This is a genomic window from Pseudoxanthomonas sp. 68-E7, assembly GCF_057773145.1.
In genome coordinates this window covers 252,309-271,412 of sequence record NZ_JBYMTI010000004.1, presented here as the reverse complement: position 1 = coordinate 271,412, position 19,104 = coordinate 252,309, and the positions used below count along the sequence as shown (strand labels likewise).

Below are 19,104 nucleotides of genomic sequence, written 5' to 3'. Positions count from 1 at the left end.
AGCGGTGCCCGCCGCCGCTGCGGATACCGATCACGCCTGTGCCGTCATCCCGGCGTACGCCGGGATCCATTTGCACTTTGCCTTTTTGCCCGCCGGGACAGCGGTCCCGGCGCGCGCCGGAACGACGATGCGCGGGGCGGTCGAATGCCCTCGCCTTCGGCGGGACAACGGGGTCAGGCCCGTACCAGCAGCGGACAGTCCGGCGGCAGGTGCATGCGCAACCGGCCCGGCACGCAGGTGACGCGGAAGCGGCGCGAGCGTACGGGTTCGCCGTCCAGGTTGAGGGTTAGCGGTTTGGCCGCGGATAGTTCCAGCCAGGGTAGACGAGCGCGTTGGGTGAGCCGCTCCAGCGCCTCGAGATCGCGCCGGGTCAGCAGGGTCCCCACGGTCGCGAGATCGCCGTTCAGGACGGGCAGCACGGTCACGTCAATCTGGCCGTCGTTGATCCGGGCATCGGGGCACAGCACCTGTCCGCCGCCCGCCTGGCGGCCATTGCCCAGACCCAGCGCGAGGAAGCCGCCACTCCAGGTGAAATCCGGTCCCCGCAGGTCCGCGGTGACCGGCTCGATGCGGCCGAGCCGGGCGATGCCGGTGATGACGTACGCCAGGCCGCCCAGCATCTTCTTGAGCTTCTCGTCGGTTTCGACGGTCACCTCGGTGCCGAAACCGCCGCTGGCGAGATTGATGCACCAGTGGATGCCTTCATCGGCCTCGACCCGCAGCAGATCGATCGCCACCGCGGGCGCCTCCGCGGCGAGGCGCAGCGCATTTTCCGGCTCCCCGGGAATGTCCGCCGCGGTCGCGAAATCATTTGCCGTGCCCATCGGGATGACCGCCAGCGAGGGCAGCGTCTCCGCCGCGCCTTCCCGATGCGCCAGCGCGGATGCGACCTCGCTCAGGGTACCGTCGCCGCCGCCCGCGACGATCGTGTCCACGCCGTCGGCGACGGCCTCGTCCACGTAGCGAGCGGCATCGCCGCTTTCCCAGGTGACCCGCACATCGAGCCGGATGCCACGCTCGCGCCAGTGCGCCACCGCCGCGCGCAGCGCGTCGTCAGCCGCGGACTTGCCATTGAGGATGAGGCGCCAGCGATTCGAATCCATGGATCGTCCCGGACGATGGGAACTCCAGCTTACCGCGCCGGCCGGCGTCGACCGCCGGATGGCCACATCGCCCGCCGCCTGTCATCCGCGTGTCACGCGGCGCCGGTAGCTTGGAACGTCATAGCAGGGACGACGGGCGGAGGCAGGATCAGCCTCCAATTTTCCTGAAGGCGGTGACCGCGGGTCGCCGCCTTTTCTTCGTTGCCGGGACGACGCCCGGGAACGCCGTCAACGCGCCGCGGCCACGGCCGCGCGCATGCGGCGGATGACGTCGGCGTAGTCCGGCGCGTTGAAGATGGCCGAACCGGCCACGAAGGTGTCGGCACCGGCGGCGGCGATCTCGCCGATGTTGTCCGCCTTCACACCACCGTCGATTTCCAGCCGGATGGCCTTGCCCGAGGCATCGATCTTCGCGCGCACCGCGCGCAGCTTGTCGAGCGCGGATGGAATGAACGCCTGCCCGCCGAAGCCCGGGTTCACCGACATCAGCAACACCAGATCGAGATCATCCAGCACCCAGTCCAGCACATCGACCGGCGTGGCCGGATTCAGCACCAGCCCGGCCTTGCAGCCGTGCGACTTGATCAGCTGGACGGTGCGGTGGACGTGGCGCGAGGCCTCAGGGTGGAAGCTGATGATGCTGGCGCCGGCCTCGGCGAAATCCGGAATGATCCGATCCACCGGTTCCACCATCAGGTGCACGTCGATGGGCGCCGTGACGCCGTGCTTGCGCAGTGCCTGGCAGACCATCGGGCCGATGGTGAGATTGGGGACGTAATGGTTGTCCATCACGTCGAAATGGACCCAGTCGGCGCCCGCGGCGATCACGTTGTCGACTTCCTCGCCCAGCTTGGCGAAGTTGGCGGACAGGATGGAAGGGGCAATCAGGCAGTCGGACATGGGGCTCTCGTCGGGTGGATGCGGAAGGCGCGAGGGCGGTCAGCGCCGGCGCAGGGTCTTGATGCGATCGTAGGCGGCGTTGATCTCGCCGGCCTTGCGCTCGGCCTGCCGGCGCAGTTCCTCGGCGACACCGGCGTACTTGTCGGGGTGGTACTGGGAAATCAGCCGGCGGTAGGCTTGGTCGATCTCGGCGTCGGTGGCGTCGCTGGTCAGGTTGAACACCCGGTAGGGGTTGTCCCGGGACAGCTTGAACCAGTCCTCGTCGAAGGCATGGCCGATGAGCAGGCCGATCAGGCCCCCGACCGGGTGCCGCATCAGCAGCCAGCCGGCGATGAATCCGAGCAATTTCCCGTACCAGCGCTTCATCCGGGTGGGGTTTCCCTGAAATTGGCGCCCATTTTACGGCACAGCGACCCGGCATCGCCGTACACTACGCGGCCCGGCCGGGTTCCGGGCACGCCCAGGCGGCATGCGGGACCACGGGAACGGGGGAGGACTTCGGGTGCGCTGGGCGCGCCCTTCCGACCGAAATCCGGACTCCCCGAGGAGTATTTGTGCCGACGACGTTGCTTCAATCCGATCTGCCCGGCCTGCCGTTGCGCCACCGCGGCAAGGTCCGCGATGTGTTCGATATCCCCCGCGAGCGCCTGCCCGCCGACGCGCCCCCCGGCGACTACCTGCTGATGGTCGCCACCGATCGCCTCAGCGCGTTCGACGTGGTACTGCCGGATCCCATTCCCGGCAAGGGCGAAATGCTCTGCCAGATCTCCAATTTCTGGTTCGCCAAGACCGCGCACCTGCTGCCCAACCACCTGACCGGCATCGACGTGGCCGGCGTGTTGCCCGACGGCGTCGATCCGGCGCTGTACGCGCGGCGCGCGGTGGTGACCAAGAAGCTCAAGCCGGTGCCGGTGGAAGCCATCGCGCGCGGCTACCTGATTGGCAGCGGCTGGAAGGATTACCAGCGCACCGGCAAGGTCAGCGGCATCGAGCTGCCCGACGGCCTGCGCCAGGCCGAGCGGCTGGCCGAGCCGATCTTCACCCCGTCCACCAAGGCCGCGGTCGGCGACCACGACGAGAACATCGATTTCGACGCGATGGTCAAGACGGTGGGCGCCGAACTGGCCGAGCGCGTGCGCGACGCCACCCTGCGCATCTACCGCTACGCCGCCGAATACGCGGCCGAACGCGGCATCCTGCTGGCCGACACCAAGTTCGAGTTCGGCACCGACGCCGACGGCCGCCTGTACATCATGGACGAGATGCTGACCCCGGATTCCTCGCGCTACTGGCCGGCGGATCAGTACGAGGTCGGCACCAGCCCGCCGAGCTACGACAAACAGTTCGTGCGCGACTATCTGGAAACGCTGGACTGGAACAAGACCGCGCCCGGCCCGCGCCTGCCCGCCGAGGTCATCGAACGCACCCGCGCCAAGTACGCCGAAGCGCTGGTCAAGCTGGGCGGCATCGTCGTCGACTGAGATCGCCCAGGCGCCCGGCCGGCATCACCTGTCGGGCGCTGTTCACCGCCGCGTGGGCTAGCATCGCCCTCCCGTGCTTGCGCACGCCGCCGGCCACGCCCATGAATCCGGGTTACCTCTACCTGGCCATCGCCATCGTGGCCGAGGTCGTCGCCACCAGTGCGCTGAAATCCTCCGCCGGCTTCACCCGGCCCGGCCCCTCGCTGATCGTCGCCGCCGGCTATGGCATCGCCTTCTATTGCCTGTCACTGGTCATGAAGACCGTCCCGGTCGGGGTCGCCTATGCGATCTGGTCGGGCGCGGGCATCGTGCTCATCGCGCTGATCGGCTGGCGGCTGTTCGGGCAGCGCCTGGACCTGCCCGCCGTGCTCGGCATGGGCCTGATCGTGGCCGGGGTGGCGGTGATCCAGCTGTTCTCGCGCGTGTCGGGCCATTGAACCCGGCGCCGGATGACGCCCGGCGGGCGCACGCCGGACCCGCCTGCGCTATGCTCCATACCCTGCCGCATCGACATCCTCGGGAGGGATGAATGAACGCGACCGCGCAACGCCCGGTGGACCGCTGGTTCGCCAGCTATTCCGGCGATCACCAGAACGTCACCAACCAGAAGATCCACATCTTCGCGGTCCCCGCCATCCTATGGACCGTCGTGGCCCTGCTGTGGTGCATCCCGGTGTTCGGCACCTGGATGAAATCCGGCATCTGGGCCGCGCTGGCGATGTTCGGCGCGTGGATGTTCTACAACCGGATGTCGCGCCCGCTGGGCCTGGGCATGCTGGCGATCTTCGTGGCGATGGCCTGGCTGACCCGCTGGCTCGAAGGCCTGGTCGGCGTGGCGAATCTGTTCTGGCTGGCGCTGGGCGTGTTCGTGATCGCCTGGATCGCGCAGTTCATCGGCCACAAGATCGAGGGCCGCAAGCCGAGCTTCCTCACCGATCTGACCTACCTGCTGATCGGGCCGGCGTGGGTGCTGGCCAAGTTCTACCGGGTGATGGGCTGGCGCTACTGAGCCGGCCCCGCCGCACTCAGCGCGGCAGCATGCCCGCGTCCGGCCGGAATCCGCGCGGCGCGTAGCCGAAGTCCCGCCGCGCCGGCGCGGCGTCGAACACCAGATCCTCGCGCATCCGCGCCACCGCCGCGCCAGTCAGGCCCTGCAGGCGCCCGGTCGCGCGCGCTGCCCGCACGGCCAGCGCGAACAGCGGCGACGGCAGCACGATCAGGCGTGGCGTGGGCGCCAGCGCGGACAAGGTGCGCCGGACCATCTCGCGGTACTCCACCGTCTCCCCGCCCGGCAGCGCGTAGGCCTGCCCGTGCGTGGCCGGGACATCGACCACCGCCTGCGCCGCCGCGGCCAGATCCGCGACATGCACCGGCTGGCGCCCGCCGCGCGCATTGGCGGGCAGCACGAAGAATCCGCTCCGGCGCGCCATTGCCGCGATTCGCGACAGGGTCTGGTCGCTGCCCGCGCCGTACACCAGGGTGGGACGCAGGATGGTGGCGTGCGCGCCGCGCGCCGACGCCGTCGCGAACACCCGTGCCTCCGCGTCCTGCAATCGCACGGCCAGATCGCGCTCGCCGGCATCGCTGGAATCGTGCTTGGTCCCCACGCTGGTGGAACCGAATGCGACCACGCGCGGACTCGCAATCCGGGCGTCCGCGTACCAGCGCGAAAAACGATCCAGCGGCCCGGTGCTGAAGATCACGTCGACGTGTTCCGGCAATGCCGGCATTGCATCGAACTCGCCCCGCAGCCAGTGGATGCCGTCCTGTTCCTCCCGCGCTTGCCGCGACACGGCGAAGCTGTGCCAGCCAGCGGCGCGCAACCGCGCCAGCAAGGCCGCGCCGATCTGGCCGGTGCCGCCGAAAACCAGGGCGCTGCGGGGCTGCGAAGACATGGAATGCACGTTTCCCTTTGGATGAACGAGATCGACGGAGGCGGCGCAAAGCATAGCGAAGCCGCCATTCCGCGTGCATGGCCCTGTTAAACTCGGGTCAACACCCGCCATAGAATCCCGACGAGTGCCTGCATCTCTCGACCTGTTGCTGTGCCTGCCTTTCCTGTTCGCCCTGCTGATCTCACTGGGGCGTCCCCGATCGCGCAGCACCGCGGCATGGCTGGCCGGGGCAGCACCGCTGCTCGGCCTGGGCCTGCTCGCGACGATGACGCCGGAAATCCTGCACGGCGGCATCGTGCGCGCGGAACACGCCTGGATTCCGCAGATCGGCCTGGGTTTCGACCTGCGCCTGGACGGCCTGGCCTGGACCTTCGCCGGGCTGGTGCTGGCGATCGGCGCGCTGGTGGTGATGTACGCGCACTATTACCTGAGCGCGCGCGACTCGGCGATTCGGCTGTATGCCTACCTGCTGCTGTTCATGGGTTCCATGCTCGGCGTGGTGCTGGCCGGCAACCTGATCCTGCTGCTGGTGTTCTGGGAACTCACCAGCATCAGTTCGTTCCTGCTGATCGGCTACTGGCACCATCGCCAGGATGCGCGCGAGGGTGCGCGGATGGCACTGGCGATCACCGGCGGCGGCGGCCTGGCGCTGCTGGCGGGCGTGCTGCTGCTCGGGCACATCGTCGGCAGCTATCAACTGGATGACGTGCTCGCGGCCGGCCCGCAGATCCGCGCGCATGCGCTGTATCCGCTGACCCTGGTGCTGGTGCTGCTGGGCGTGTTCACCAAGAGCGCGCAGTTCCCGTTCCATTTCTGGCTGCCGCATGCGATGGCCGCGCCGACCCCGGTGTCGGCCTACCTGCATTCGGCCACGATGGTGAAGGCGGGCGTGTTCCTGCTGGCGCGCCTGCATCCGGCCCTGGCCGGCAGCGAACTGTTCTTCTACCTGGTCAGCGCGATCGGCGCGGCGACGCTGCTGATCGGCGCGTGGCAGGCGATCTTCCAGCAGGACATCAAGGGCCTGCTGGCCTACTCGACCATCTCGCACCTGGGCCTGATCACGCTGCTGTTCGGCCTGTCCACGCCGATGGCTGTGGTGGCCGGGCTGTTCCACATCCTCAACCACGCGGTATTCAAGGCGTCACTGTTCATGGCCGCCGGCATCATCGATCACGAGACCGGCACCCGCGACATGCGCCGGCTCGGCGGACTGCGCCGGTACCTGCCCTTCACCAGCACGCTGGCGATCATCGCCAGCCTGGCGATGGCCGGCGTGCCGCTGCTCAATGGTTTCCTGTCCAAGGAAATGTTCTTCGCCGAAACGCTGGACATGAGCGGCGCGCACGCGACCATGCGCTCGGCGATGAGCCTGGTCGCGGTGCTGGCCGGCATCTTCGGCGTCGCCTACAGCCTGCGTTTCGTCCACGACACGTTTTTCGGCAAGGGGCCGCGCGCGCTTGAACATGCGCCGCACGAGCCGGCGCGCTGGATGAAGATTCCGGTGGAGATCCTGGTGGTGCTGTGCCTGATCGTCGGCATCGTGCCGGCCTGGACGATCGCCCCGGTGCTCGGCGCGGCGGTGCGCGGCACCCTGGGCGCCGCCGCGCCGGATTACAGCCTGGCGGTGTGGCATGGCCTCAACCTGCCGCTGCTGATGAGCGTGGTCAGCCTGATCGGTGGCGTGGCGCTGTACTTCGGCCTGCGCCGGCTGCTGGATCTGCACGCGATCGTCCGCCAGTCGCTGGGGCGGCGCATCTTCCTGTTCAATGTGGATGCCTTGTTCACGCTCGCGCAGCGGCTGACCCGGCGCATCGCCAACGGCAGCCTGCAGCGCAGCCTGGCCTGGCTGGTGCTGGCCGCGATCGCGGTCGGGCTGGCACCGTTCCTTGCCGGGCATGCCGGGATCGAGTGGCGCGCGCCGCAACCGATGCCACCGCTGGGCTGGATCCTCTGGCTGCTGCTGGCCGCCTGTGCGATCACCTCGCTGCGCTGGTATCGGCAACGCCTGGTGGTGCTGATCCTGCTGGGTGGCGCGGGACTGGCGGTCAGCCTGACCTTCGTGTTCCTGTCGGCGCCGGATCTGGCGCTGACCCAGTTGCTGGTGGAAATGGTCAGCCTGCCGCTGCTGCTGCTGGGCATGCACTACCTGCCGTTCCGCTCGCCGCCGGAACGCCAGCCGCTCCGGCGCTGGCGCGACATCGCGATCGCGCTGTCAGCCGGTCTCGGCGTGGCGGTGCTGGCCTATGCGGTGATGACCCGGCCGGCCGGCGGCATCGGCGAGGAGATGCTGGCGCGCTCGCTGCCGGAAGCCTTCGGCCGCAACGTGGTCAACGTGATCCTGGTCGACTTCCGCGGCTTCGATACCTTCGGCGAGATCACCGTGTTCGGCATCGCCGCGCTGCTGGTGCATGCACTGCTGCGGCGCGCGCGGATGGCGCCGGAGAAGATCATGCCGGGCCCGCCGATTCCGTTGCCGGTGCCGGCGGACCTGGCCCAGATCATGTTCCCGTTGACCCTGACGGTCTCGTTCTTCCTGTTCCTGCGCGGCCACAACGCGCCGGGCGGCGGCTTCGTCGCCGGCCTGGTGCTGGCGGTGCCGCTGCTGATGCAGTACGTCATGCAGGGTGCGGCCTCGGTGGAATCGCGGTTCGGATTCGACTACGTGCGCTGCATCGGCGTGGGCCTGCTGGCCGCCGGCGTGGGCGGCATCGCGCCGCTGGTGCTGGGCTATCCGTTCCTGACCAGCGGGCACGTGGTGTGGACCCTGCCGCTGATCGGCGACCTGGAACTGACCAGCGCGATGGTGTTCGACACCGGCGTGTACCTGGTGGTGTTCGGCGGCGCGATGCTGATCCTGTCGATGCTGGGCACCATCAAGCCCTCGCGCACCCGGGTGGCCCGCGATGGTGTCATCGACCTTGACCAACGCTCACTCCGGACCGGCGAGGTGGAACGCTGATGGAACTCGCCCTGGCCAGCGCGATCGGCCTGCTCACCGCCTCCGGCGTGTACCTGTTGCTGCGCGCGCGCACCTTCGACGTCATCCTCGGGATGACCCTGCTGTCGTATGCGACCAACCTGTTGATCTTCGCCAGCGGACGGGTCGTGGCCGGCAAGCCGCCGGTACTGCGCGACGGCGTGGCGGCGACCCTCGCCTACTACACCGACCCACTGCCGCAGGCGCTGGTGCTGACCGCGATCGTGATCGCCTTCGCGATGACCGCGGTCAGCATCGTGCTGGCCATCCGCAGCCGTGCCGACAACGGCAGCGACCATGTCGACGGCGGCGCCGGCGAGCTTCGCCACGAGGCACGCGTGGATGCCTATCACGACGACCGGCGGAGGAAGGCATGAACCACCTGCCCTTGCTGCCCGTCGTGGTTCCATTGTTCGCCGCGGCGCTGGCGCTGTTCGCCGAACACCGCCGCTTCGGCATGGTGCCGCAGCGCGTGATCGCCGGATTGTCGCTGGCCGTGCAGCTGGGCGTGGCGATCTGCCTGCTGCGCGCGGCCGCCGATGGCACGGTGCTGGTCTACCTGCTCGGCGACTGGCCGGCGCGACTGGGCATCAGCCTGATGGTGGATCGGCTGTCGGCGATGCTGGTGCTGGTCTCGGCGCTGCTGGCGGTGGCCTGCCTGCTGCATGCCGGTGCCGGCTGGGACCGGCGCGCGCCGCATTTCCATGCCTTCTTCCAGTTCCAGCTGATGGGCCTGAACGGCGCGTTCCTGACCGGCGACCTGTTCAACCTGTTCGTGTTCTTCGAGGTGCTGCTGATCGCCTCGTACGGATTGATGCTCAGCGGCGGGCGCGGCGATCGCATGCGCGCCGGCTTCCACTACGTGAGCGTCAACATCGCCGCCTCCACCCTGTTCCTGATGGCGCTGGGCTTGCTGTACGGCTTGCTGGGCTCGCTCAACATGGCCGAGATGTCGGCCAGGATCGCGCAGGCGCCGGCCACCGACCTGGCGCTGATCAAGGCCGCCGCCGGCCTGTTGCTGCTGGTGTTCTGCACCAAGGCGGCGCTGCTGCCGATGTACCTGTGGCTGCCGCAGACCTATGCGCACGCACCGGCGGCGGTCGCGGCGCTGTTCGCGATCATGACCAAGGTCGGCCTGTACGCGGTGCTGCGGGTGGGCCTGCTGCTGTTCGGCGCGTCAGCCGGTGCGCTGGCGGGCTTTGCCTGGGATTGGCTGCTGCCCGCAGGCGTGTTGACGCTGGCGCTGGCCTCGCTGGGCGTGATGGCGGCGGTGCGCCTGCGCGCGCTGGCGGCCTACCTGGTGCTGGTGTCCGCGGCCACGCTGTTCATCGCGTTCTCGCTGGCACGCGAAGGCACGATTGGCGCCGGCCTGTACTACCTCGCCCACAGTACGTTCGCCGGCGCCTCGCTGTTCCTGATCGCGGATCTGGTCCGCCGCCGCCGCGGCGCGGATGGCGATCGTGGCGATCGCGGCCTGCCGGTACCGGCCAAGACCCTGCCAGGGCTGATGTTCCTGATCGCCGCCGTTTCGCTGGCCGGCCTGCCGCCGCTGTCAGGCTTCATCGGCAAGCTGCTGTTGCTGATGGCCACGACCGGGCAGCGCTGGGTCTGGGCGGTGCTGCTGGCGAGCAGCTTCCTGGTGCTGGTGGGGATGGCGCGCGCCGGGACGCGGCTGTTCTGGCGCGTGCCTGACGATGCCGTTGCCGCCACGCCGGCAGGCAATGCACCGCCGGCCCCGGCCCGCAGGCTGGAAACGGCAGCCACCGTGCTCCTGCTGGCCTACGGGGTGGCGATGGCGCTGGCCGCGGCGCCCATCCTGGACTACACGCGCGCCGCCGCCGCGCAGCTGCTCGCACCTGACGCCTACGTGGAACAGGTCCGCGCGCAGTCGCCCGCGATGAGGGCGCCCTGATGAAACGCTGGATTCCGTCCTGGCCGCTGAGCCTGACCATCTTCTGCTTCTGGCTGCTGATGAACTCGGCGCTGAGCTGGGGGCACGCGGTGCTGGCGCTGGTGCTGGCGATCGTGGTTCCGCTGTTCGCCGCCCGCCTGGACCGCGAATTCGCGCGCATCGGCCGGCTGCGCCAGGTGCCGCGGATGCTGTGGGTGCTGGGCTGGGACATCGTCCGCTCCAACATCGAGGTCGCGCGCCGGGTGCTGGGTCCTGAATCGGCGATCACCCCCGGTTTCATCTGGGTGCCGCTGGACATCGGCAACATCCACGGCATCGCCGCGCTGACCAGCATCATCACCCTGACGCCCGGCACCCTGTCGGCGGTGCTGTCGGACGATCGCCGCCACCTGCTCGTGCACGTGTTCGACCTGAAGGACCCCGAGGCGGTCATCGCCCAGATCAAGCAGCGCTACGAAGCGCCCCTGATGGAGATATTCCCATGACGCCCGAATCCATCGTCGCCGTCGCCATCGTCGCTTCCATGCACGTGGTCGGCCTGGCCATGCTGCTGGCGCTGTGGCGCCTGCTGCGTGGCCCGACCGTGCCGGATCGGATCCTGGCCCTAGACACGCTGTTCGTCGCCGCCATCGCCGAACTGATGCTGTTCGGCATGCACTTGGACACGCCGATCTATTTCGAGGCCGCGCTGATCATCGCGATGCTCGGCTTCGTGGGTACCGTGGTGCTGAGCAAGTACATCCTGCGCCGGGACATCGTCGAATGAACATGCTGTTCGCCATCCTGCTCGCCGCGCTGCTGGCCGCCGGCAGTTTCTTCATCCTGGTCGGTTCGTACGGCCTGGCCAAGCTTTCGGATTTCTTCAAGCGCCTGCACGGCCCGACCAAGGCCAGCACGCTGGGCGTGGGTTGCGTGCTGCTGGCATCGGTCGGCTATCACACCACCCTCGGAAGCGATCCGCAGCCGCGCGAGTTGCTGGTCACCGCGTTCCTGTTCATCACCGCGCCGATCAGCGCGCACCTGATGGCCAAGGCCGCGCTGTCGCTGAAGATGGCCACCCGCCCGCCCGAGCCGGGGCGGGCGCAGACGGCGGCGGACGAACGCGCGGAAGACGAGCCGGCCTGATCAGGCCAGCATCGCGATTTCCAGCACCACCCAGGCCACGAAAGCCAACACCAGCACGGCGCCTTCGCCGCGGCTGACGCGCAGATCGCCGCGCAGCATCGGCAGCAGCATTACCGCGAAGGCGATCGCCGCCGGCAATTCCAGGCGGACGAACGAGGTCGGCAACGGCAGCGGCCGGAACAGCGCCATGCCGCCCACGACCACCAGTAGGTTGAACAGGCTGGAACCGATCACGTGGCCGGCCACCATGTCGCCCTGCCCGCGCCGCGCCGCGGCGACCCCGGCGGCGACCTCGGGCAGCGCGCTGCCAATCGCCACCGGCAGCAGGCCGGACAGCAACGGGGTCAGCCCCAGGCCCGCGCCGATGGTCGTCGCCGACTGGACGATGAACTTCGCGCCGAAGTACAGCAACGCGATGGCGATGGCCAGGCGCAACAGCGCCTGTCCCCAGCCCACCACCGGGCCCGCATACACCGCGACGTCGCCGCGAACCGCTTCGCTTTCGCGTGCGCCGCGCGCAAGCAGGAAACCCAGCATGGCGATGAAGGCCAGCAGCAGCACGCCACCCTCGATACGCCCGATGACCCCGTCCAGGCCCAGCACGATCAACGCCAGCGTGGCGATGATCAGCAGCAGCAACAGGGGCGAGAGCAGCCGCATGCGCACCAGCAGCGGCGCGCACAGCGCCGCCACGCCCAAGGTCAGGCCGAGGTTGACGATGTTGCTGCCGACCGCGTTGCCGAGCGCGAGATCCTGCGCCCCCACCCAGACCGCGCGCGCGTTGATCGCCAGTTCCGGCAGCGAGGTGCCGAAGGCAATCAGCAGCAGGCCGGCGACGAACGGCGAGGCGCCGAGGCGTTGCGCGAGCGCCGAGGCGCCCTTGACGATGGAATCGCCCCCCAGTGCCAGCAGCACCAGGCCCAGCAGGAAAAATCCCCATGCTTCCATCCGTGCGCCTCCTCGCGTCGATGGGCGATTCTATGCCCGGCCGGCGGCCCGCCACCAGCCGGACGCCGGCGGGCCGGTTTCCTCAGGAGCAGCCTTCCACGTAATCGGCCTGCGGGGTCAACCCGACCCGCCAGCGGGTGACCTTGCCGTCCGCACCCACCTCGAACACCAGCTTGCTCGGCGCCACGCCGCTGGCATCCATCGACAGGTACCGGCCACCTTCGACGTACTTGTGCGGCGTGGACTGCAGGCTGTCGTGATAGAGCTTCTGCAACGCATCGGCCTGCATGCCCACCTTGCCGCCGCCGGGCGCCGTCTCCTTATCGGTGCCGACGTCGTAACGGACGAACTTGCCGTCCTCGATCATGAAGGCCAGTTCGTTGCCGTCCCTGGCCCACTTCGGCAGCAGGTAATGGCAGGTACTGCCTTCGCCGGACGGCAGGGATTTGAGTTCACCCCCCCAGGCGGTCTTCGCTTCCTCCTCGCTGCTGCCGAGCTTCATGTCGCCGAAGCCGGCCAGGCCAGCCTGCGCCAATGCCGGCGGCGCGGCGGGGTCCGTCGCGGGAGGTGTCGTGGATTCGGCCGGAATATCCGTGGCCGCCGGCGGTGCGGGTGTCGGCGCGTCCGCTCCGGACGGCGGCGGGGCGGCGGGCGGTTTGCAGGCGGCCAGCGCCAGCGTCAACGCGAAAGTCAGCAGGACCGGCTTGGTTGCGAACGTCATGTGCGGCGGCTCCGTGGGAAAGCCGCAGCCTAGCGTGTCGCCGTGAAGCTGTCGCGAACGGATCAGTCCGGCTTGCGGAAGTGTTTCTGCAATCCCGCCCAGCAGGCCAGGTAGTCGCGCTGGCGATGGTCGGCCTCCAGTGCCTGCGCAGCCGGCCGGATCACTGCCCGGGTCTCGAACATGAAGGCCATGGTGCCGCGGATGACGTCCGGCCTGGCCAGATCCGCGTTGCTCGCCTTCTCGAAGGTCGCCGCGTCGGGACCATGCCCGGTCATGCAGTTGTGCAACGAGGCGCCACCCGGCGCGAAGCCATCGGCCTTGGCGTCGTACACGCCGGTGATCAGGCCCATGAACTCGCTGGCGATGTTGCGGTGGAACCACGGCGGACGGAACGTGTCCTGCGCCACCAGCCAACGCGGCGGGAAGATCACGAAATCCAGGTTGGCCGTGCCGTGGGTATCACTGGGCGAGGTCAGCACGGTGAAGATCGACGGATCCGGATGATCGAAGCTGATCGATCCGATGGTGTTGAAATGGCGCAGGTCATACCGATACGGCGCGTAGTTGCCGTGCCAGCCGACCACGTCCAGCGGCGAGTGGCCGATGGCCGCGCGCCACAGATGCCCCTGGAACTTGGCGATCAGTTCGAATTCGCCTTCCACGTCCTCATAGGCCGCATGCGGGGCTTCGAAATCGCGCGGATTGGCCAGGCCGTTGGCGCCGATCGGCCCCAGGTCCGGCAGGCGCAGCGCGGCGCCGAAATTCTCGCAGACATAGCCACGCGACGGGCCCTCCGGCAACTCGACGCGAAAGCGCACGCCACGCGGAATCACCGCGATCTGTTGCGGTTCGAGCTCGAGCACGCCCAGTTCGGTGGCGATCGACAGCCGGCCCTGCTGCGGCACGATCAGCAGTTCGGCATCGGCGTCGTAGAAGAAGCGGCCCTGCATCGATCGGTTGGCCGCGTACAGGTGGATGCCGACGCCATGCTGGCCCGCCGCCGAGCCGTTTCCGGCCATGGTGTACAGGCCGTCGACGAAATCGGTGGCCGCTTGCGGCAACGGCAGCGGGTTCCAGCGCAGTTGGTCCGGGGTCACCGGGCCATCGCCGAAATCGTTGTGGAAGCGCGGCTGCGCGAAGGCCTCGAAGTTCGAGTGCATCGCCGCCGGCCGGATCCGGTACAGCCAGCTGCGCCGGTTCTCGCTGCGCGGCGCGGTGAACGCGGTGCCGGACAGCTGCTCGGCATACAGGCCGTGGGCCACGCGCTGCGGCGAATTGCGTCCCACCGGCAGCGTGCCGGCCACGGCCTCGCTGGCGAAATGGTTGCCGAAACCGGTTTGGTAGCCGCTGCTCTTCATGGTGCCTGCCTGTGGACGCGACGTCCGTCGCGACGGTGCCGATGACGCGATTCTGCCTGAACTGCGGATGCGGCGGCGCACCCGGGCCGCCGCCACCGCACCGGTGTCAGAGCACGCCGCGGCGCATCTGATCGCGCTCGATGCTCTCGAACAGCGCCTGGAAGTTGCCTTCACCGAAGCCTTCGTTGCCCTTGCGCTGGATGATCTCGAAGAAGATCGGGCCAATCGCGTTCTGGGTGAAGATCTGCAGCAGCTTGCGCTGGTGGGTTTCCGGATCGGCGTCGATCAGGATCTTGTTCTTCGCCAGTCGCGGCACGTCCTCGCCATGGTCCGGAACGCGCTGATCGATCACGTCGAAGTAGGTGTCCGGGGTGTCGAGGAACTCCACGCCCGCATCGCGCATGGCTTCCACCGTTTCGTAGATGTCGTCGGTGAAGCAGGCGATGTGCTGGATGCCCTCGCCCTTGTACGCATCCAGGTACTCGTTGATCTGCGACTTCGGGTCCGAGGATTCGTTGAGCGGGATGCGCACGATCCCGTCCGGCGCGGTCATCGCCTTGGACAGCAGGCCGGTCTTGGCGCCCTTGATGTCGAAGTAGCGGATCTCGCGGAAGTTGAACAGGCGCTCGTAGTAGTCCGACCACTTGTCCATGTTGCCGAAGAACAGGTTGTGGGTCAGGTGATCGATGAAGGTCAGGCCGAACCCCTTCGGATGCTGCTCCGCGCCCTGCACCGGCAGGTAGTCGCCGTTGTAGATGCTGCCGGCGCTGCCGTAGCGATCCACCAGGTACAGCATGCAGTCGCCGATGCCCTTGACCACCGGGGCGGACACCGCACGGGTTTCCGGCTTGTGCCCGATCGCTTCGCCGCCGTTGCGCAGGACGGTGTCGAACACCTGCTCGGCCGGCTTGCTGAAACGGATGGCGAAACCGCAGGCGCAGGGGCCGTGCGCGCGGGCGAAGTCGGCGGCGAACGAATCCGGATCCTCGTTGACCAGGAAGTTCACCCCGCCCTGGCGGTACACGGTGATCGGGCGGGTCCTGTGGCGCAGCACGGCGCTGAAGCCGAGCCGTCGGAAATAGTCGTGCAGGGCTTCGCCCTGGCCATCCGGGGCGGCGAATTCGACGAATTCGAAGCCGTCGATGCCCATCGGATTCTCGAAGGTCGTGACCTGCATGCCGAGGTTGGGTTGTGCGTTCATGGAGCGCCTCGCTAGGCTTGCGATGGGACAGCCTGCTTTATAGTTTCAATTGAAACTACTTGCAAGCTGCGCCGCGCCATTCCTTTCCGATCCGGCCCCATGAACGACCCCAACCCGACCCCCGACGCCCCTTCCGCCCCGTCCACGGCCGAGCATCCCCATGCCGTGCTGGAACTGGAGCGCTTCCTGCCCTACCGCCTGAGCGTACTGTCCAACCGGATCAGCCAGACCATCGCCCACCTGTACGACCAGCGCTTCGGCCTGGCCATCACCGAGTGGCGGATCATGGCGGTGCTCGGGCGCTTCTCCGGGCTGTCGGCCGGCGAGGTGGCCGAACGCACGGCCATGGACAAGGTCGCGGTGAGTCGCGCGGTCGCAAAGCTGCTGGAGCGCGGCCTGATCATGCGCGACACCCATGGCGACGATCGCCGCCGTTCGGTGCTGGCGCTGTCGGAGGTCGGCTATTCGGTCTACGACGAGGTCGCGCCGATGACCCTGGAATGCGAACGCCGCCTGCTGTCCGGGTTCAGCCCGGAAGAGCGGGAGCAGATCAGCCTGCTGATCGACAAGCTGTCCGACGGCGTGGTCCACATGACCGGCTCCACGCCGTGGAAGCAGCCGGACTGAACGGGGTCCGGTTCGGCGCGGGATCTTCCTGCAAAAAAAAGGCGGCCCGAAGGCCGCCTTTTTCGTATCCGATGCCGTCGGCTTACTTCACGCCGTGCATCAGCTTCTGCACCAGCGGTGCGATCAGGAACAGCAGCACGCCAAAGCCCATCAGGGTCCAGAACCCGAAGGTGTAGCCGGAAAGCGCGGACGCCGTGGTCATGCCGGTCTCGCCGCTGACGTGGCTGGCGAAGATGCCGGACAGGTTGTTGCCGATGCCGGTGGACAGGAACCAGCCACCCATGCCGAAACCGACCAGGCGCACCGGCGCCAGCTTGGTCACCATCGACAGGCCGATCGGCGACAGGCACAGCTCGCCGATCGACTGGATCCAGTACACCGCGAACAGGGTCCAGAACGGAATCTTCAGGCTCTGCGGATCCACCAGGCTGGACAGCGCGAACATCAACAGCAGGAAGGCCAGGCCGTTGAAGATCAGGCCCAGGCCGAACTTGCGCGGAATCGACGGGTTGGCGCGGCCCATCTTGACCCACAGCCACGCCATGATCGGCGCCAGGGTGATGATGGCGATCGAGTTGACCGACTGGAACCAGCCGACCGGGAAAATCCAGCCGTCGAAATCGCGGTTGACGATCTTGTCGGCCAGGAAGCTGAAGGAACTGCCCGCCTGTTCGAAGAAGCACCAGAACAGCACGTTGAAGGCGAAGATGATCAGCATCGCGATCACCATGTCGCGCTGCTTCGGTCCGTTGCGGATGCCTTCGACCAGCAGCAGGATCGCCAGGCCGATGAACATCACGGTCAGGATCCATTGCAGCGAATCCGCGCCCAGGTTCAGAAGGTAGTAGAAGCCCGGAATCGCCGCGATCGTGCAGATGGCGGTGATCGCCAGGCGGCCGATGCTCTCGCCACCGACCGGCGGCACGCCGATGCCCTTGAGCTGGCGACGCCCGAACCAGAACCACACCAGGCTGATCAGCATGCCCACGCCGGAGGTGATGAACACGACCTTGTAGGCCGGCATCGCATCGGTGCCGAATACCTTCTCGGCCAGCCAGCCGGTCAGCAGCGGCGAGATCATCGCGCCCAGGTTGATGCCCATGTAGAACAGGGTGAAGCCGGAATCGCGGCGCTCGTCACCCACCGTGTAGAGCTTGCCGACCATCGTGGAGATGTTCGGCTTGAACAGGCCGTTGCCGGCGATGATGGTGGCCAGGCCGACCTTGAAGAGGGTCTGGTCCGGTAATGCGATCATGAACAGGCCTGCGGCCATGACCACCGCGCCCAGCAGGATCGAGCGCTGGTAGCCGATGATCCGATCCGCCACGTAGCCACCGAAGATGGCCGCCGCGTACACCAGCGCCAGGTAGGCGCCATAGACCTGGTTGGCCGGCGTCTCGCCGGTTCCGCTGCCGCCGTAGAACTGCGCGACGATATACAGCACCAGTGCCCAGCGGATGCCGTAAAAGGCGAACCGCTCCCAGAATTCTGTCATGAACAGCATCCACAATGGGCGCGGATGGCCCAGTGCCTGCTGGAATTCCGGTATCGGTTGCCCCGGATTTTGCGTATCGACGGCACCGCTCATGCGGTCTCCCCCCTCGTTGTTCAGTAATGAAAAATCCACGCGAAAGCCGCGCGGGACGGGGGAGAATTACCGACGCCCGCGGCTCCGTCAATGCCGGTTTTCCTGAATACGGGGGGAATCGGACCGCCGGAATGGCGGCAAAACCCGGCGATTTCCGGGCGGATTCCGCCCGGGGACGGGCTCAGGGCGCGGGCGGACGGGCGCCGTCGATGGAGGTGCGGACCTCGAACAGTTCCGGGAAGAACGACAGTTCCAGCGCCTGCCTGAGAAAGCCCACGCCACTGGATCCACCGGTGCCGCGCTTGAACCCGATGATCCGCATCACCGTGCGCATGTGGCGGAACCGCCAGAGCTGGAACTGGGATTCCAGATCCACCAGGTCCTCGCACAGCGAGTATTCGCGCCAATAGCGATCGGTGTCCTCGTAGATGCGTTCGAACACCGGCAGCAGATCCGGATCCGACACATGCGGCAGGCGCCAGTCGCGATCGCGGTGCGTCGCCGGCACCGCGTGACCGAAGCGCGCCAGGTAACGCAGGAACTCGTCGTACAGGCCGGGCGCGTCCAGCACCTGCTGCAAGGTCGCCTGCCCGGCGGGATCGTGGGCGAACACCTTGAGCATCGCCGCGTTCTTGTTGCCCAGCAGGAATTCGATGGTGCGGTACTGCAATGACTGGAAGCCTGAGGACGGTCCCAGCAGATCGCGGAAACCCATGTATTCGGACGGCGTCAGGGTTTCCAGCACCGACCACTGCTCGGTCAGCTGGCGCAGCACCTGCTTGGCCCGCGCCAACACCTTGCGGGTCTGCCAGACCTCGTCGCGCTGCAGGTGGCCGATGGCCGCGCGCAGCTCGTGGATCATCAGCTTCATCCACAGCTCGGACACCTGATGCTGGATGATGAACAGCAGTTCGTCGTGGTGGACCGGATCGGAGACCGGCTGCTGCGCCGCCAGCAACCGATCCAGGCGCAGGTAGCCGCCGTAGGTCAGGCGTCCTTCCAGGTCGGTATGGATGCCTGCTTCCAGGGCTCGCTCGTTCTTTTCTACGGACATCCGTCGACAGGCGGGGCAAGGCTGCGGCTGCAGCGGGGCCGCCAGCGTAACCGATACCGGTGGACCCGCCCGGTCCGGCCGGCGGTTGCCAGCAAAAACCGGGACTTATGTCATCGCGGTGCAATGCGCGGCGCCGAGGCTTCCGCTACATTGCGCCAACCGGAGCCGGCCACGGCAGCATCGGTGAGCGGCGCACGCATTCACGGTCAGGGAG

Annotated in this window: 19 protein-coding genes and 1 pseudogene; 10 read left to right on the top strand and 10 right to left on the bottom strand. The window is 67.8% G+C overall.

What is annotated here, in order from left to right; translation table 11 throughout:
* Positions 1–173 precede the first annotated feature (173 nt).
* The 3 genes from yegS to AC3DE2_RS12090 all read right to left on the bottom strand — a co-directional run bounded on the left by yegS (position 174) and on the right by AC3DE2_RS12090 (position 2,369).
* Positions 174–1,103, bottom strand: coding sequence for a lipid kinase YegS (yegS, locus tag AC3DE2_RS12100; RefSeq protein ID WP_488426369.1), 930 nt, complete (start codon positions 1,101–1,103; stop codon positions 174–176).
* A 228-nt stretch (positions 1,104–1,331) separates the two neighbouring features.
* Positions 1,332–2,003, bottom strand: a complete 672-nt coding sequence (gene rpe / locus AC3DE2_RS12095; RefSeq protein WP_295382430.1) for a ribulose-phosphate 3-epimerase — start codon at positions 2,001–2,003, stop codon at positions 1,332–1,334.
* 39 nt (positions 2,004–2,042) lie between these two features.
* Positions 2,043–2,369, bottom strand: coding sequence for a J domain-containing protein (locus tag AC3DE2_RS12090; RefSeq protein WP_295382429.1), 327 nt, complete (start codon positions 2,367–2,369; stop codon positions 2,043–2,045).
* A gap of 188 nt (positions 2,370–2,557) precedes the next feature.
* Here AC3DE2_RS12090 and AC3DE2_RS12085 point away from each other — a divergent pair, with 188 nt between their 5' ends.
* From AC3DE2_RS12085 to AC3DE2_RS12075, 3 genes are all read left to right on the top strand, one after another.
* Positions 2,558–3,484 carry a phosphoribosylaminoimidazolesuccinocarboxamide synthase gene (locus AC3DE2_RS12085; protein WP_295382428.1) on the top strand — a complete coding sequence of 309 codons (927 nt, stop codon included), beginning with the start codon at positions 2,558–2,560 and terminating at the stop codon, positions 3,482–3,484.
* A 101-nt stretch (positions 3,485–3,585) separates the two neighbouring features.
* Positions 3,586–3,921: a DMT family transporter gene (locus tag AC3DE2_RS12080; RefSeq protein WP_295382427.1), complete on the top strand. Its 336-nt coding sequence runs from the start codon at positions 3,586–3,588 to the stop codon at positions 3,919–3,921.
* Positions 3,922–4,013: 92 nt separating this feature from the next.
* Entirely contained in the window at positions 4,014–4,493 is a 480-nt protein-coding gene (locus AC3DE2_RS12075; protein WP_295382426.1) for an Mpo1 family 2-hydroxy fatty acid dioxygenase, read from the top strand.
* Between the two features lie 16 nt (positions 4,494–4,509).
* On the opposite strand, the gene AC3DE2_RS12070 is transcribed toward AC3DE2_RS12075, so the two are convergent.
* Complete coding sequence (locus AC3DE2_RS12070) at positions 4,510–5,379, bottom strand: NAD-dependent epimerase/dehydratase family protein (RefSeq protein WP_488426368.1); 870 nt, start codon at positions 5,377–5,379, stop codon at positions 4,510–4,512.
* Positions 5,380–5,503: 124 nt separating this feature from the next.
* Here AC3DE2_RS12070 and AC3DE2_RS12065 point away from each other — a divergent pair, with 124 nt between their 5' ends.
* The 6 genes and pseudogenes from AC3DE2_RS12065 to AC3DE2_RS12040 all read left to right on the top strand — a co-directional run.
* Positions 5,504–8,338, top strand: a complete 2,835-nt coding sequence (locus tag AC3DE2_RS12065) for a monovalent cation/H+ antiporter subunit A (protein ID WP_488426367.1) — start codon at positions 5,504–5,506, stop codon at positions 8,336–8,338.
* Positions 8,338–8,733: a Na+/H+ antiporter subunit C gene (locus tag AC3DE2_RS12060; RefSeq protein ID WP_295382423.1), complete on the top strand. Its 396-nt coding sequence runs from the start codon at positions 8,338–8,340 to the stop codon at positions 8,731–8,733. The genes AC3DE2_RS12065 and AC3DE2_RS12060 overlap by 1 nt, the downstream gene beginning before the upstream one ends.
* Positions 8,730–10,268 (top strand): monovalent cation/H+ antiporter subunit D, encoded by a 1,539-nt coding sequence (locus AC3DE2_RS12055; RefSeq protein WP_488426366.1) that lies wholly within the window; start codon positions 8,730–8,732, stop codon positions 10,266–10,268. The genes AC3DE2_RS12060 and AC3DE2_RS12055 overlap by 4 nt, the downstream gene beginning before the upstream one ends.
* The gene (locus tag AC3DE2_RS12050) at positions 10,268–10,753 is read left to right on the top strand and encodes a Na+/H+ antiporter subunit E (protein ID WP_488426365.1); all 486 of its coding nucleotides are present in this window, start codon (positions 10,268–10,270) and stop codon (positions 10,751–10,753) included. Before AC3DE2_RS12055 ends, AC3DE2_RS12050 begins: the two co-directional genes overlap by 1 nt.
* Entirely contained in the window at positions 10,750–11,034 is a 285-nt protein-coding gene (locus AC3DE2_RS12045) for a K+/H+ antiporter subunit F (protein WP_295382420.1), read from the top strand. Before AC3DE2_RS12050 ends, AC3DE2_RS12045 begins: the two co-directional genes overlap by 4 nt.
* Positions 11,031–11,354 (top strand): annotated as a pseudogene (locus AC3DE2_RS12040) (Na+/H+ antiporter subunit G); the annotation flags it as partial. The gene AC3DE2_RS12045 and the pseudogene AC3DE2_RS12040, both read left to right, overlap by 4 nt.
* Positions 11,355–11,393: 39 nt before the next feature.
* On the opposite strand, the gene AC3DE2_RS12035 reads toward AC3DE2_RS12040, so the two are convergent.
* From AC3DE2_RS12035 to hppD, 4 genes are all read right to left on the bottom strand, one after another.
* The gene (locus AC3DE2_RS12035) at positions 11,394–12,341 is read right to left on the bottom strand and encodes a sodium:calcium antiporter (protein ID WP_488426364.1); all 948 of its coding nucleotides are present in this window, start codon (positions 12,339–12,341) and stop codon (positions 11,394–11,396) included.
* Between the two features lie 82 nt (positions 12,342–12,423).
* Positions 12,424–13,062, bottom strand: a complete 639-nt coding sequence (locus AC3DE2_RS12030; protein WP_295382417.1) for a lectin — start codon at positions 13,060–13,062, stop codon at positions 12,424–12,426.
* A 62-nt stretch (positions 13,063–13,124) separates the two neighbouring features.
* On the bottom strand, positions 13,125–14,420 hold the full coding sequence (gene hmgA / locus AC3DE2_RS12025; protein ID WP_488426363.1) for a homogentisate 1,2-dioxygenase: 1,296 nt from the start codon (positions 14,418–14,420) through the stop codon (positions 13,125–13,127).
* A 106-nt stretch (positions 14,421–14,526) separates the two neighbouring features.
* Positions 14,527–15,621 (bottom strand): 4-hydroxyphenylpyruvate dioxygenase, encoded by a 1,095-nt coding sequence (gene hppD, locus AC3DE2_RS12020; protein WP_488426362.1) that lies wholly within the window; start codon positions 15,619–15,621, stop codon positions 14,527–14,529.
* A 99-nt stretch (positions 15,622–15,720) separates the two neighbouring features.
* On the opposite strand from hppD, the gene AC3DE2_RS12015 reads away from it, so the two are divergent.
* Positions 15,721–16,248 (top strand): MarR family winged helix-turn-helix transcriptional regulator, encoded by a 528-nt coding sequence (locus AC3DE2_RS12015; protein ID WP_488426361.1) that lies wholly within the window; start codon positions 15,721–15,723, stop codon positions 16,246–16,248.
* An 82-nt stretch (positions 16,249–16,330) separates the two neighbouring features.
* Here the strand turns inward: AC3DE2_RS12015 and AC3DE2_RS12010 are convergent, their stop codons facing one another.
* Together AC3DE2_RS12010 and AC3DE2_RS12005 are read right to left on the bottom strand one after the other, a co-directional pair.
* Positions 16,331–17,836 carry a peptide MFS transporter gene (locus tag AC3DE2_RS12010; protein ID WP_488426359.1) on the bottom strand — a complete coding sequence of 502 codons (1,506 nt, stop codon included), beginning with the start codon at positions 17,834–17,836 and terminating at the stop codon, positions 16,331–16,333.
* A gap of 181 nt (positions 17,837–18,017) precedes the next feature.
* Complete coding sequence (locus tag AC3DE2_RS12005) at positions 18,018–18,890, bottom strand: tryptophan 2,3-dioxygenase (RefSeq protein WP_295377931.1); 873 nt, start codon at positions 18,888–18,890, stop codon at positions 18,018–18,020.
* Positions 18,891–19,104: the final 214 nt, after the last annotated feature.